The sequence below is a fragment of the Litoreibacter janthinus genome, from assembly GCF_900111945.1.
Taxonomy (GTDB): Bacteria; Pseudomonadota; Alphaproteobacteria; order Rhodobacterales; family Rhodobacteraceae; genus Litoreibacter; species Litoreibacter janthinus.
In genome coordinates, this window is record NZ_FOYO01000001.1 from 3,385,270 (window position 1) to 3,399,192 (window position 13,923).

Below are 13,923 nucleotides of genomic sequence, written 5' to 3' on the forward strand. Positions count from 1 at the left end.
AGTCATGGCTGGTAAGATCCCTGATCTTGAAGTCGAGGCACGTGCGGGGACGGGCAAGGGGGCCGCTCGCACAGCACGCCGTAACGGCATGGTGCCAGGAGTTGTTTATGGTGGTGGCGAAGAGCCGCAAGCCATCCAGCTCTCGTTCAACAAGCTGCTGAAGCAACTGCGCGCAGGCCGCTTCATGTCAACGCTGCAGAACATGAAAATCGAAGGCCAGGAAGACGTTCGCGTCATCTGCCGGAACGTGCAACGCGATCTGGTTAAAGATCTGCCGACCCACATCGACTTCATGCGCCTGCGCCGCACCTCCAAAATCAACCTGTTCATTCACGTTGATGTTGTGGGCGAAGACGTCTCCCCCGGCCTGAAAAAAGGCGGCACGCTGACTCTGGTTCGCCCAGAGGTTGAGCTGATGGTCACTGCTGGTGATATCCCTGAGAGCATCACCATCGACGTCTCCGAGACCGAAGTCGGCGAAAACGTGACGATCTCGTCCGTGAAGCTGCCAGCCGGTGCGAAGCCAACGATCGACCGTGATTTCGTTATCGCAACACTTTCCGCTCCATCGAGCCTGAAATCCGCTGGCGACGACGAGTCTGAGGATGAAGGCGAAGACGCTCCAGAAGCAGAAGCCGCCACCGAAGAGTAATCTTCTCAGGCGTCAAGCGACACAATTTGGAACGCGCGGCCTTGACGGGCCGCGCGTTTTTCGTTGGGGATTTGACGCGCATCCCCTAGGCAAGCCAGTGCCGCGGCGAAAAGCTAAGGGCATACGGCTCTGTTGGGTGGGTCAAATGTCGCTGGACGTTTTACCAAACGCGATGTTGCTGGATTCGCCCAGCCCGTAGCGCAGGCTTGCGCCAATCGCGAGCACACTCAGCACCAACCAAAGGCCGCCCCACAACACGGTAGCTCCGCCAAACTCGTTTGCCATCATCCACGCATCTGATTGCAAATGCGACCGCGCAATAGTGTCCGAAAAGATGTCGAACGGCACATATATCATCGAGGTTAGCCCGATAACGCGCAGCACCAGATCATTCGCACGATGGTCCAGCCAACGCGCCACGGCCAGCAGCGCCGCCGCAAGCCCTACACAAAACACCAGCGCGAAGAGGTCCCGCAGATACAGCGCAGACACAACAAGCAGCCCCAGCCCAAGCAAGGCGACAACCGCACGGTCCGCAGTGCTGCGCAGCGCCGCGAACAGCAACGCCATGCCTAGAACCAGCGACCCCAAATAGCCCGCCGTCAAAGTCAAAAAACGTGACCCGCCCCGCGTAAGCGCCAGACCGCCCTGTTCGGGGGAGATGGTGATCTGTTCGATGGAGCCGCCAGTCAGCAAGGCCGCCAGCCCGTGCGACAGCTCGTGCAGCAGGACAACGACAATCTTCAGGGGCACCATCACAGGCGTAGACCAAAGGGCGAAGATCACAGCCACCAATGCCAACAACTGCCAATGGCCTTTCACAAAGGCCAAAGGTCTACACTATATCGTGCATCAGGATCGCAGCTTCCGAGCGGTCCAGGTTGCGCCGTGCGAACGGCCCATAGCTATGCAGGTCGCGCTTTAGTTCCGGGAAGAGTTCTAGCAAACCGCTGCGCTGTGACGCATCCACCGTTTTCAGCGTGGTGTTGGCCGGATGGTAGCTTTCGGTGGCCACACCGTTCGCCCACAGCACCTGATGGCGCGACAAAAGCAGGTGAATATATGTCACCTCCTTCACCGCATGATCGACAAAAACGGTGTTGTCGTTGATGAGATCGGAGGCCGCGACCAGCACTTCGCTTTGATTGAACAGGGCTTGGGCATTGGGGCCAGAGAACAAGATACGGTGATGCGGGGAGACAAGAAGGTCTTCGTCCGGCACGTCTTGATCAAGAGCAGCCGCACGCAAACGCACGGGTCGCAGCTCCGGCATCGCATAAAGCCGCGCGCCCGACATACGGCGCTGCCCGATCCAAAGGATTTCTTGCGGGCCGTCATCTTTGGTCTGCACCACGTCCCCTAAGGACAGTTGCTCCACCGGAGTGTCACCGTCAGGGGTGCGAATACGGGTGCCTTTCGTAAAGCAAATCACGTCGCCGCCAAAATCGGTGGACCGATGCTGCACAGTCGACGCACCGGGAACAGAGGTGACGCGATAGTCACGACCGGCCAGCGGCACGCCATCAGCGCACCACCACAAAACCGTTGCAAGACGGGGCGATCGAATGGGTACCAAAGTGAACTGGACCTCGCCGTCCGACAACACGAAGCCGTCTGGGCCGATCTGGTCATCCTCGCCCACGCGCACTTCGCCATGTTCGGGAAGGTCGAATTTGCGCTGAACAACCCGCGCCACGCGCCGGCGCATGTCATCATGCCCAATTGCGTCCGTGAGGATCAATGGAGAATGCGTCCCGTCCAGACGCACGGCGTCCCCGTGCCATGACCAGACCTGACCGGTCTGAGGCAGCTGGTCGGGTGCCGATACGGTCCCATCCAACTGAATTTGGTCTGACGTGAGGACATACGTGCCTTGGAAGCCCGTTTTCATGTCCGTTACCTGCTCAAGTTTTTTTATTTTTGGTCGTCTTTTTTTGAGCCGTAGCACGAAAATCCACGTCTGAATAGGTTTGTGTTAACAATTCATTAAGACACGCAGCTCATCTGTTGCAGCGAGGACTCCCTTTTGCGCTCGGCACCAGACCAACTTGAAGTGCATGATCAGTTCTAGCCTCTGGCATGCCCGCCCATGTCTGCCGGGGCGACCGACACCGATTTGATCACCGCATAGCAGCTCAAACCAGCACGCAGCCCCATCGCGCGGGCAGAGCGTCGGGTGATCCGCGCCATCAGCACATCCTCGCCCGACCGCAACGCCACTGCCACACCCGGCCCCTGCCCCTCATGCACCCGCGAAACAGTGCAAGGCAGGATATTGAGCGCCGAAAGCCCGTCGGGTTTGTCCTTGGACAAGATCACATCACTGGCGCGGATACGCACGCGCATTGCAGCACCATCCTCGACATGCACATGTGGCAGGTACAACCGGCCCGCACTGGAAGTCAGCTCGCTCAACCCGTCACCTGCTTCGGCGCGGGCGACCGTGACGTTGAGAATGGCCCCCGCCTCGCGCACCCCGATATCCGAGATCGCAGCCGGGTCCGATAAAATCTGCGCCAACGGGCCAGAGCGCGCCACCCGTCCATCGCGCATGACCACCAGGTTATCGGCCAACTGCGCCACCTCATTCATGGCGTGGCTGACATAGAAAACCGGTATATTGGTCTTCGCCACAAACGCTTGGAGATACGGCAGGAACTCTGCTTTGCGGGCCTCGTCCAGCGCCGCCAATGGCTCATCCATCAGCAGCACCTTGGGCTGGCTCATCAAAGCCCGCGCAATGGCCACACGTTGCGCCTCCCCACCCGACAAATCACGCGGGGAGCGGTCTTCAAGATGCTCGATCCCCAGCGCCGACAGCCCCGCGTCCCCGTTTGTGGAATACTGCTGGCTGGGGCGTCCGTATGCGATATTCTGCGCGACACTCATATGAGGAAACAGACGCGGCTCTTGGAAGACATAGCCCACGCGACGCTGGTGAGGCGGCACAAAAACGCCACCGTCGCTGTCAAACAGCACTTGATCTCCAAGGCGGATATACCCGGCATCTGGCCTGCTCAGGCCCGCGATCGCGTTGATCACGGACGTCTTGCCGCTGCCCGACGGGCCGAACAGTGCGGTCACCCCACCCTCGCCCTCGAACCGCGCTTCCAGTTGGAACGCGCCGAGGCGTTGCTTGATATCGATCAGCGTGCTCATGCCCGCCGCCTTGCCACGCGCCGCGCGACCCATTCAGAAACGGCAACGGCCCCCAGCGCTATCACCAGCGACACCAGCACCAAGCGCCCTGCCTGACTTTCGCCGCCCGGCACCTGCAAGAACGCGTAAATGGCCGAGGGAATGGTTTGCGTCTGCCCCGGAATGGCCGCCACGAAGGTAATCGTCGCGCCGAACTCACCCATCGCCTTCGCAAAGCCCAACACCGCCCCCGCGATGACCGAGGGCAATGCTGCGGGTAAGGTGATCGTACGAAACACCCGCCACGGCGACGCGCCAAGCGTAGTGGCAGCTTGTTCCAGCTTCGGATCGCTCGCCTCAAAGCCAAGCCGGATGGCGCGCACCATCAATGGGAAGGCCATGATCGCGGCTGCCAAAGCGGCCCCAGTCCAGCGGAAGGCAAGCACAATGCCAATATTGTCCAAAAAGCCGCCGATCACGCCTTGAGTGCCAAAAGTCAGTAACAACAGGTAGCCCGTGACCACAGGCGGCAGCACCAAAGGCAGCAACACCAGCGCGTTCAAGACGCCTTTGCCCACAAATTCACGCCGCGCCAGCAGATGGGCAACCCAGATCGCCAAAGGCAAGGACGCCAAGGTCGCCACCACAGAGACCTGCACCGACAACCCGACCGCTGCCCATTCCTGAGGTCCAAGTCCCAGCATCATGGCACCCCGAACCCGTGTGAAGCGTAGATCGCCCGCGCCGCTTCGCTTTGCAGCGCATCCAAAACAGCTGTCGCCTCTGGGGTCGCACGGGTCGTGAGCGCGACAGGGTAACGGATCGGCATATCGGGCATGTCCGGCACAGCGTGGATCACCTGCATGTCGGGCTCCGCCGCGGCGTCGCTTGCATAGACCACTGCAAACGGCACCTCCCCCCGCAACGCCAAGGCCAGCGCTGCCCGTGCGCTTTCGGTTTCCACAATGCGTGGCGCGATGGATTCCCAATGACCTTCCCGTTCGAGATAGGCCTTGGCGTAGATGCCCACTGGCACAGATGTCACCAAACCTGTGGCCACGCGGCCCTCGCCGGCAAGCATGTCCTCAAAGGTGGCCGCATCCCGCCCGACAATGACCAGCGCGTTTGACAGCAGGTTGATGCGGGTCTCGGGCCGGACAACGCCGCCCGCAATGGCCGCATCCATCCAGACCTCATTGGCAGAAAAGAAAATATCCGCAGGCGCACCCTGCATAATCTGGCGCGCCAGAAGACCGCTGCCACCGTAGGAGATGCGCACGGGCAGGCCTTGCGTGACTTCATCCAATGCCGGCTTCAAGCTGGAAGCCGCAAAGATCACAACATCCGCTGCCCAAATCGGCGTGGCGGCACAACACAAGGTCAAGGCTATGAAAACACGGCGGATCATGGCGGAGGATTGTGAGCAATGCGCAGGCAGGTGCAAGGCCAAATGCGGGTTGCAGCGCTGCGCGCGTCCGCTAGGCTAATCCTCATGATGACATTCACCAAATCCGAGCTGGAGGACGCCTGCGCCCTCGTCTACCGCCACATGGCCCCAACGCCGCAATATAGCTGGCCAATGCTGAACGCCCGCACGGGCACGCCCACTTGGGTCAAGCACGAGAACCACGGCCCAACCGGCGCGTTCAAAATGCGCGGCGCGATCACGTTCATGGACTGGCTAACCCGCACCCACCCAGACACGCCGGGCATCTGCACGGCGACCAAGGGCAACCACGGACAGGGTCAAGCGCGGATGGCCACAGCGGCGGGGCTTCGGGCGTTGATCTACGTGCCCTACGGCAATTCGGTCGAAAAGAATGCCGCCATGCGCGCCTTCGGGGCGGAATTGGTGGAACATGGACAGGATTTCGACGAAGCCAAAGCGGAGGCCTTCCGTGTGGCCGATGAGCAAGGCCTCTTCATCGTCCCACCTTTCCACAAGGAACTGGTGCGCGGCGTCGCGACCTACGCCTTCGAGCTACTCTCGGCCCAACCCGATCTCGATACGATCTATGTGCCCATCGGCTGCGGCTCTGGCATCTGCGGCACCATTCTGGCCCGCGACGCGTTGGGATTGAAAACCAAAATCGTGGGCGTGGTGTCCGACCGCGCACAGACCGCCAAACTGTCGGTTGAGGCAGGCCGATTGATTGAAACAGAAAGCGCCAACACCTTCGCCGACGGCATGGCTGTGCGCCTGCCTGTTCAAGAGGCCTATGACATCTATTCCAAGGGGGCCGAGCGGATCATTGCCGTCAGCGATGACGAGGTCGCGGACGCCATCCGCGCCTATTACCACTGCACGCATAATCTGGCCGAAGGTGCCGGTGCCGCGCCGCTGGCGGGATTGTTGCAGGAGAAAGACCGTATGAAGGGCAAGACTTGTGCGGTCATCCTTTGCGGCGGCAACATCGACACCGACTGGTTCTTGAAGGTGTTGGCGGGCCATACCCCGACCCCTTAATTTACGGGAACCAGCCGCGCAGTCAGGTGATCCAGCCGCGCACGGATGTCATCCCGAACGCCCCCCTCACGCGGGGAATCAATCAGCGTAGTGAACCAATGCTCCGGCGGGTTGCGCCCACGCCGGTTGCCGTCAAACCGCAAGTCCCGCAGCACCGCTTCGGCTTCGGGCGGCATACGGTCGGGGGCGTCATGCCCTGCAAGTTCGCCCCAGATCGCTGTCCATAGACGCCCGACGCTCCACGGGTTGTAGCCGCCGCCGCCCAAAACCAGCAGACGCGGGGCCAGCGGGCGCAGCGCGCGCAGCACCCTTAGGTGCGCATTGTTCGACAGGCTCAGATGCGATTGCGGGTCCTCCTCTACACCGTCTGCGCCACATTGCAGCACAATGGCGTCTGGCCGGTGCGCAGTGATCGCAGGCATAATCAAACGGTCAAGGATCATCGCCATCTCCGTATCATTCAGCCCCGCTGGCACCGGCAAGTTAAACGCCGAGCCGCCTGCTACATCGTCCAGTCCCCCTGTGCGCGGCCAAAGCCCTTCCTCATGAACCGAGATCATCAGCATGTCAGGGTCGCCGGCAAACCCGTGTTCCACCCCGTCAGGATGATGCGCGTCGATATCCACATACGCGATGCGATGCACGCCTTGGCGGCGCAGCGATAGCATCGCCAGCACCGGATCGTTCAGGTAGCAAAAGCCCCCCGCACGGTCTGGAAATCCGTGATGCGTCCCGCCTGCGGGGCTGTAGACGACGCCGCCTTCGGCAAGCAACTCGCCTGCTAACAATGCACCACCGGCAGAGGTTGCAGGGCGTCGAAACATCTCGGGGAAGACAGGGTTGTTGGAGGTGCCGATGCCGTGCCGCGAGCGGGTCTCTGAGCTGACATGCTGCGTCTCTTCCGCCCGCTGGAGCGCGCCGATATAGGCACGACTATGCCAGATCTCTAGCGCTTTGGGCTTTGCACGGGGGGACGTTACAAACCGCTCGGCCGGCAGCCATCCAAGGGCGCGGCTCAGATCCATGACCGTCGACACCCGAGGCACACGCAACGGGTGGTTCGGGCCGTAAGACGAGCCCCGATAAATCTCGGAGCCAATGAATAGCGGATCGGTCAACATCTGTTTGGCAATTTAGGGTAAGTCGCGCGCCTGAACAGGCAAATCACCGATTCCTCTTTGAAAAACCTCTGCGCAAAGGCTAACTTAAGAAAAAGGCGTGAAAATGCGCCCGCGGAGCCGAGCATGTCGCTGATCAAATTGAAACATCCGCCCTTGCGTATGGAAGGGTCTCACAAACGCGATGTGCGCACCCAGTTCGGGGCGCTGTGTTTCCGCGTGCAAGGGGAAGAGACACAGGTGCTGCTGATCACCTCGCGCAGTTCGCGGCGCTGGATCATTCCCAAAGGCTGGCCGATGGAAGATCAATCCCCCGCCCAAGCCGCCGCCATTGAGGCGTTTGAGGAAGCTGGCGTTGAGGGCAAAGCGTTTAACATCTGCCTCGGGCTCTATTCCTACACCAAGTTCATGGGCCGCTCCGAAAACCTGCCCTGCGCGGTGTCGGTATTTCCGGTAAAGGTTCAAAAAACGCTCAAAGTCTGGCCCGAAAGCAAGGAACGGACGCGCAAATGGTTTAGCGTGAAGAAGGCCGCTGCACGTGTGCGCGAACCGGAATTACGCAAGATTATCAAGAATTTTGACGCCTCGCTGCTAAGCGCCTAAGCCTAAGCCGCATGGGATTAGGGCTTGTCATCGCCCCGTTGCCGCTTAGATTTAGTCGACCGTTGACCCCACGCCCGAAAAGGACTGCGCCCTGCGATGATCCGCTATGCTCTCACTTGCGCGAAAGACCATGCGTTTGATAGCTGGTTTCAGTCGGCGGCGGCCTTCGACAAGTTGCAAACGGCGGGCATGGTGACCTGCGCAGTTTGTGGCGATACCGAGGTGAAGAAGTCGATCATGGCGCCAAGGGTCCGCACGTCAGAGGCCACAAGCGAAACGCCCCTATCAGCTCCCGCCTCCCCCGCCGAACAAGCGCTGCGCGAGTTGCGCACACAGATCGAAGCCAATTCGGAGAATGTCGGCACGAACTTCGCGGCCGAGGCGCGCGCGATGCATGACGGCACCGCCCCCGAACGCTCCATCTATGGCGAGGCAAAAATTCAGGATGCGAAGGCATTGATCGAGGACGGTATCCCCGTCGTTCCCCTGCCCTTCGGACCAAACCGGAAAACAAACTAGGAAGGCCAGCCTCATGAATGTTCTTATCACAGGCGCAAATCGCGGTATCGGGCGGGCACTCTTTGACGGCTATGTGGCACGCGGCGATGACGTCACAGGCACAACGCGCGGCACGCCGTCCGACGGGTTCGTACAAGCGGACGTGACAGATGCTGCCTCTGTGCGCGCGATGGCCGTGCAACTGGACGGTGGGCCGCTGGACCTGCTGGTCTGCAACGCTGGCGTATATCTCGACAAAGGTCACGAGCTTGGCTCTGGCTACGGCGCGGATGTTTGGGCTGACACCTTCGCCGCCAATGTCACCGGCGTGTTCCTCACCATCGAAGCGCTTCTGCCAAACTTGCGTGCAGCCGGCGGCAAGATCGCGATTATCTCTTCGCAGATGGGCTCCAGCGAACGGGCGTCCGGAAATGCGTTTGTCTACCGCGCGTCAAAAGCGGCTGCGTTGAACCTTGGGCGCAATCTGTCCGTGGAGCTTGCGCCGGACATCGCAGTGGGCATCTACCACCCGGGCTGGGTGCAGACCGATATGGGTGGCGAAGCGGCGGCAATCTCAGTGGCGGAGTCCTCGTCAGGATTGATCAAGCGCTTTGATGCGCTTGGCCCGAAAACCACGGGCTGCTTCGAGATGTGGAACGGCGAGCCTATGCCTTACTGACCCTACGGCCCTTGCCCTTCGCGCCGCAGCATCATAAGACGCTGCACGATACGACAAAGGGCAATACCCATGCCAAGATTGGTTATGAAATTCGGCGGCACATCTGTCGCCAATCTGGACCGCATCCGCCGCGCCGCCAAGCGCGTGGGCGTAGAGGTGGCCAAAGGCTACGAAGTTATCGTGATCGTGTCGGCGATGTCCGGCAAAACCAACGAGTTGGTGGGTTGGGTCGACGAAATTTCGCCCCTATATGATGCGCGCGAATACGACGCCATCGTGTCTTCCGGCGAGAACGTGACAGCAGGCCTGATGGCGCTGACCTTGCAGCAAATGGACGTTCCGGCGCGCAGCTGGCAGGGCTGGCAAGTGCCGTTGATGACGACCGATGCGCATGGCTCTGCCCGTATCGAAGAAATCCCGACACACAATCTGGACGCGAAATTCGCGGAAGGCATGAAAGTTGCCGTCGTTGCTGGCTTTCAAGGCATCAGCCCTGAGGGTCGTATCACCACACTGGGTCGCGGCGGCTCGGACACCACAGCGGTGGCGTTCGCAGCTGCTTTCAACGCGGATCGTTGCGACATCTACACTGACGTGGACGGCGTCTATACCACGGACCCGCGCGTCTCGGACAAGGCCCGCAAGCTGGACCGCATCGCGTTCGAAGAAATGCTGGAGCTGGCCTCGCTTGGGGCGAAGGTGCTGCAAACCCGCTCGGTCGAACTGGCCATGCGCTATGGCGTGAAGCTGCGGGTTCTATCAAGCTTTGAAGAAATGGACGACAACGCTGGCACACTGGTCTGTGCCGAGGAGGATATCGTGGAAAGCAACGTAGTCGCAGGCGTGGCCTTCGTAAGAGACGAAGCCAAAATGACCCTCATCTCGGTCGCGGACCGTCCCGGCATCGCAGCCGCAATCTTCGGGCCACTGTCCGAAGCGGGCGTGAACGTCGACATGATCGTGCAGAACATCTCGGAAGAGGGTCGCACTGACATGACCTTCTCCTGCCCCGTGAACGAAGTTGCGCGCGCCGAAAAGGCGATGGCAGAAGCCAAAGCCTCTGGCTCTATCAACTATCACGATCTGGTGGCCGATACTGCAGTCGCCAAAGTGTCTGTCGTCGGCATCGGGATGCGCAGCCACGCGGGTGTAGCCGCCAAGATGTTTGCTGCCCTTCAAGCTGAAGGCGTGAACATCAAGGTTATCACCACCTCGGAGATCAAAATCTCCGTGCTGATCGACCGCAAATATATGGAGTTGGCCGTGCAGGCGCTCCACGACGCCTTCGAGCTTGAAAAAGTAAGCTAAACGCGTCCACGGTTTTAATGCATCGCCCGCGTCATGGCGCGGGTGTTTGCATGTTCCGGGCGCGCCATTGCCCGCCCGCTAAGCGACTGCCTAAAAATTTGCCACAAACCGCCCCGCATGGTCTCCGAGATGTGAAATCGTAGCCATCGGCGCTTTTCCGTCTTGGCCGTCTGTCTCTGCTCTCCACTTCCCTTCGGAAGTCGCCTATAGCTGAAAGTAAGTACACCAAGGGGGGCGAAGAATTTGCCCGAAAGATCAGAAAGCGAAAGCCGCAAACTGCTGGGCCGTTTGCGCGACACCCTTGCCGAAGAAGGCGCGGGCCAAGAGAGGCTTGACCGGATCACCGGCCTGATCGCCAGTTCTATGGGTACCGATGTGTGCTCCATCTATCTGTTTCGCGACACCGAAACTCTGGAGCTTTGCGCTACTGAGGGCCTGAAAAAAGAGGCTGTTCACCAGACCCGGATGCGGGTCGGCGAAGGGCTTGTCGGGCGCGTTGCAAAAACCTCCACGCCGGTCAACACACCAGATGCACCTTCGGCCCGTGGCTTCCGCTTCATGCCAGAAACGGGCGAGGAAATATTCTCGTCCTTCCTCGGGCTTCCAGTCCAGCGCCTTGGCGAGACACTTGGTGTCTTGGTCGTCCAGTCCAAAGATGCGCGTGTCTACACCGATGACGAGGTCTACGCCTTGGAAGTGGTGGCGATGGTTCTGGCCGAGATGACGGAACTGGGCGCTTTCGTGGGCGAAGGTGCCGCGATGGGCGCACGTCACACGCAACAAGCACTGTTCCGCGGCGGCACTGCGCAAGAAGGCGCGGCAGAAGGCCATGTGTATCTGCACGAGCCCCGCGTCGTGGTCACCAACCCGATTGCAGACGATCCCCACGCTGAACTACGGCGGCTGGAAGATGCGATGACGATCTTGCGCGGCTCGGTCGATGACATGCTGGGCGCCGTCGGCAAGAACCCTGACAAAGAGCAGATGAAGGTGCTTGAAGCCTATCGGATGTTCGCCAACTCCCGCTCTTGGGGGCGCAGGATCGAAGAAAACATCGGGCTGGGTCTGTCCGCCGAAGCTGCTGTCGAAAAAGAGCAATCCGCCACGCGTGCCCGCATGGAAAGCGTGCCGGATGCCTATCTGCGCGAACGACTTCATGACCTCGACGACCTGTCCAACCGTTTGCTGCGTCTTTTGACGGGCCAAGGCAGCGATACCGGTGCAGAGATGCCAGACAACCCTATTCTGGTGGCCAAGAATATCGGCCCCGGTGAATTGTTGGACTATGGCAAGAAACTCAAAGGGATTGTGCTTGAAGAGGGCTCCGTCGGCTCGCACGCGGCCATCGTCGCACGCGCTTGGGCCATTCCGCTGGTGATCAACGCCAAGCGTATCCTGACCGAAGCCCTGAATGGTGACCACATTCTGGTGGACGGCGATCAAGGCGTGGTCCACCTGCGCCCGGAGGATGCCGTTGCTGCCGCATTCCGCGAAAAAATCGCCATGCAGACACAGGCGCAGCAACGCTATGCCTCGATCCGCGAGAAGCCTGCAACCACGCTGGACGGCACGACGATTGCTTTGAACATGAACGCCGGCCTCATGGCGGATTTGCCGTCGCTGGTCAGTTCCGGCGCCGAAGGCGTGGGCCTGTTCCGTACGGAACTGCAATTCCTGACCCGCGCGCGCGTGCCGCGCCGCTCCGAATTGGCGTCCATTTATGGCTCTGTGCTGGATGCTGCAAAGGGTAAGGAAGTGGTGTTCCGAACGCTCGACATCGGGTCGGACAAAGTCCTGCCCTACATGAAGCCAACCGAAGAGCCGAACCCAGCAATGGGCTGGCGTGCGATCCGCGTGGCATTGGACAAAAAGGGCGTGATGCGGATGCAGCTGCAAGCGCTAATCCGCGCGGCGAACGGCCGGCCGTTGTCGATCATGTTCCCGTTCGTTGCCCAGTTCGACGAATTCCGCGACGCGCGTCAGCATTTGCTGGACGAGCTGGAGCGTGAGAAGAAGCTGGGCCATTCCCTGCCCTCCGACGTCAAGATCGGGGCAATGCTGGAAACGCCGTCGCTCGCCTTCGCGCCCAAGCAGTTCTTCGAGATGGCCGACTTCATTTCCATCGGCGGCAATGATCTGAAGCAGTTCTTCTTTGCCGCCGACCGCGAGAACGAGCGCGTGCGCAAACGCTATGACACGTTGAATGTCAGCTTCTTGAGCTTCCTAGAGCAGATCGTCGCACGGGGCCGCGAAAGCAATACGCCAATGAGTTTCTGCGGCGAAGATGCGGGCCGTCCGGTCGAAGCCTTGTGCTTTGCAGCGATGGGGTTGCGGTCGCTGTCCATGCGCCCTGCCTCGATCGGGCCGGTCAAAAGTCTGCTACGCCGCACTGATCTTAACGAGGCCAAAAAAGTCATCGACGACGCACGGGACTCCGGCGTGCAGTCGGTGCGCGAGGCAGTGGTTGATTGGCTGACCGGACGCGCCAACAAGTAGTCGGAAACGCCCTTGCTACGAAGCAAATCGACCTGCCGTTCGGAGCTGTCCGATGGGCAGGTCGCTCAGTGAGAGGGAAGACCCACTGATGAAAAACTTGTTACATACTCGTGCCTTAGGCGGTCATAGTCTGTAAATTACTGCCTCATGCACGCGCAGATAATCCCAATAGAGTTACGAAAAAGTTAACGGCTCAGAGCTAGGCCAGAGACCTGCTGCCTGAAGGCCTCGATCAACGCGGCGCGGTCCGAGCCTGTGTCTTCCGCCAGCTTTCGCAGCCCGAAGCTGACATGGGCCATTTCCTGATAATAGCTGGTGAAACTGTAGTTAATGGCGGCCCCTGTGGCGGCCCCAAGAACCGGAACTGTCTGCGCTGCTAGCTTCTGCCCCAGCACCAGCGCCAGCTTTGGCGCGACGTTTTTCAGCAGCGCCTGCACCGAAGCGCCAGTGACACTCATCCGAAGGGTCAGAAAGGTCAGATCCGTGCCATCATCTTCGGACAGCGGCCCAGCCGAGGCGAACACCTCAAGACATTCGGCGCGTGTATCCGGATCAGACGGATCAAACCCATGTTGCTCCGCAATACCCTGAATGGCGCGCAAGATGACGGTCGTAGTAATGGGCAGTTCAGCCAATGCGGACGGTAGCCCACCAAAGCCACCTGCGGCGCCTGTGCCTATGGTCAGGGCGCGGGTCAGCCATTGGCCGGTATCAGGGACACTGCCACGGCTTCTGGCGGCTGTGTCGAAGCTGATTTCCAACGCCTTCAAGGTCGCGTTGTCCAATCCGTCGCGTGCGGAGGCGGGCAGTTTGTCAAGTAACCCTTCTGCGGAGGCCCCGAGAGCGCCCAACACTTTCAGCCCGACACCACGCGCATTGCGGTAGCGGATGGCCAAGTCCTTGACTTGGTCTTTCATGGGCGGGTTCGCAGACTGAGTGGGGGGCAAAACAGATTGTGTCATAC

General features: G+C 60.3%; 14 protein-coding genes. 7 read left to right on the forward strand and 7 right to left on the reverse strand.

From position 1 onward, the window contains the following. The first annotated feature begins 4 nt into the window (after window positions 1-4). A complete protein-coding gene (locus BM352_RS16980) occupies window positions 5-652 on the forward strand; it encodes a 50S ribosomal protein L25/general stress protein Ctc (protein ID WP_090219275.1) in 648 nt (215 codons plus the stop codon). 141 nt (window positions 653-793) lie between these two features. Here the strand turns inward: BM352_RS16980 and BM352_RS16985 are convergent, their stop codons facing one another. The 5 genes from BM352_RS16985 to modA all read right to left on the reverse strand — a co-directional run bounded on the left by BM352_RS16985 (window position 794) and on the right by modA (window position 5,198). Continuing rightward, window positions 794-1,474 carry a M50 family metallopeptidase gene (locus BM352_RS16985; RefSeq protein ID WP_342713613.1) on the reverse strand — a complete coding sequence of 227 codons (681 nt, stop codon included), beginning with the start codon at window positions 1,472-1,474 and terminating at the stop codon, window positions 794-796. A 13-nt stretch (window positions 1,475-1,487) separates the two neighbouring features. Continuing rightward, the gene (locus BM352_RS16990; protein WP_090219280.1) at window positions 1,488-2,543 is read right to left on the reverse strand and encodes a Hint domain-containing protein; all 1,056 of its coding nucleotides are present in this window, start codon (window positions 2,541-2,543) and stop codon (window positions 1,488-1,490) included. Between the two features lie 176 nt (window positions 2,544-2,719). Next, window positions 2,720-3,811, reverse strand: coding sequence for a molybdenum ABC transporter ATP-binding protein (modC, locus tag BM352_RS16995; protein ID WP_090219282.1), 1,092 nt, complete (start codon window positions 3,809-3,811; stop codon window positions 2,720-2,722). After that, entirely contained in the window at window positions 3,808-4,494 is a 687-nt protein-coding gene (gene modB, locus BM352_RS17000) for a molybdate ABC transporter permease subunit (protein WP_090219285.1), read from the reverse strand. Before modB ends, modC begins: the two co-directional genes overlap by 4 nt. Further along, complete coding sequence (modA, locus tag BM352_RS17005) at window positions 4,494-5,198, reverse strand: molybdate ABC transporter substrate-binding protein (RefSeq protein WP_090219288.1); 705 nt, start codon at window positions 5,196-5,198, stop codon at window positions 4,494-4,496. The genes modB and modA overlap by 1 nt, the downstream gene beginning before the upstream one ends. Window positions 5,199-5,282: 84 nt before the next feature. On the opposite strand from modA, the gene BM352_RS17010 reads away from it, so the two are divergent. Further along, window positions 5,283-6,257 (forward strand): threonine dehydratase, encoded by a 975-nt coding sequence (locus tag BM352_RS17010; protein ID WP_090220380.1) that lies wholly within the window; start codon window positions 5,283-5,285, stop codon window positions 6,255-6,257. Here BM352_RS17010 and BM352_RS17015 read toward each other — a convergent pair. Further along, window positions 6,254-7,378, reverse strand: a complete 1,125-nt coding sequence (locus BM352_RS17015; protein WP_090219291.1) for an acetoin utilization protein AcuC — start codon at window positions 7,376-7,378, stop codon at window positions 6,254-6,256. The genes BM352_RS17010 and BM352_RS17015 overlap by 4 nt on opposite strands. A gap of 123 nt (window positions 7,379-7,501) precedes the next feature. On the opposite strand from BM352_RS17015, the gene BM352_RS17020 reads away from it, so the two are divergent. From BM352_RS17020 to ptsP, 5 genes are all read left to right on the forward strand, one after another. After that, complete coding sequence (locus tag BM352_RS17020) at window positions 7,502-7,978, forward strand: NUDIX hydrolase (RefSeq protein ID WP_090219292.1); 477 nt, start codon at window positions 7,502-7,504, stop codon at window positions 7,976-7,978. 96 nt (window positions 7,979-8,074) lie between these two features. Then, a complete protein-coding gene (locus BM352_RS17025; protein WP_090219295.1) occupies window positions 8,075-8,497 on the forward strand; it encodes a DUF1178 family protein in 423 nt (140 codons plus the stop codon). A gap of 13 nt (window positions 8,498-8,510) precedes the next feature. Beyond that, window positions 8,511-9,155 (forward strand): SDR family NAD(P)-dependent oxidoreductase, encoded by a 645-nt coding sequence (locus BM352_RS17030; RefSeq protein ID WP_090219297.1) that lies wholly within the window; start codon window positions 8,511-8,513, stop codon window positions 9,153-9,155. 69 nt (window positions 9,156-9,224) lie between these two features. Beyond that, on the forward strand, window positions 9,225-10,463 hold the full coding sequence (locus tag BM352_RS17035) for an aspartate kinase (RefSeq protein ID WP_090219299.1): 1,239 nt from the start codon (window positions 9,225-9,227) through the stop codon (window positions 10,461-10,463). A 243-nt stretch (window positions 10,464-10,706) separates the two neighbouring features. Further along, on the forward strand, window positions 10,707-12,959 hold the full coding sequence (gene ptsP, locus BM352_RS17040; RefSeq protein WP_090219301.1) for a phosphoenolpyruvate--protein phosphotransferase: 2,253 nt from the start codon (window positions 10,707-10,709) through the stop codon (window positions 12,957-12,959). A 185-nt stretch (window positions 12,960-13,144) separates the two neighbouring features. Here the strand turns inward: ptsP and BM352_RS17045 are convergent, their stop codons facing one another. Then, the gene (locus BM352_RS17045; RefSeq protein WP_090219304.1) at window positions 13,145-13,876 is read right to left on the reverse strand and encodes an EcsC family protein; all 732 of its coding nucleotides are present in this window, start codon (window positions 13,874-13,876) and stop codon (window positions 13,145-13,147) included. Window positions 13,877-13,923: the final 47 nt, after the last annotated feature.